Here is a 231-nt window from a genome sequence, read left to right on the forward strand (position 1 = left end):
GCCGAGCCCCATCCACCTCGCCGGCGCTGAGATCGAGCTCGTCGCGCAGGTGGCGCGAGAGCACCGCCTCCGTCGGGCACTGGAGGACTACCTCGCGGACCATCCGGTGGACTTCGTCATCATCGACTGCCCTCCTTCCCTCGGGCTGCACACGATCAACGCTTTCACCGCCGCGAACGAGGTCTTCATCCCGAACCAGTGCGAGTACTACGCGCTGGAGGGACTGAGCCA

The 231-nt window shown here is 66.2% G+C and carries 1 protein-coding gene; it reads left to right on the forward strand.

All coding sequences use genetic code 11. From position 1 onward, the window contains the following. The coding region (locus KVS71_RS19335) for an AAA family ATPase (protein ID WP_217585335.1) at positions 1-231 on the forward strand (231 nt) is incomplete at both ends.

Source organism: Microbacterium sp. GbtcB4 (assembly GCF_019091465.1).
GTDB lineage: Bacteria > Actinomycetota > Actinomycetes > Actinomycetales > Microbacteriaceae > Microbacterium > Microbacterium paraoxydans.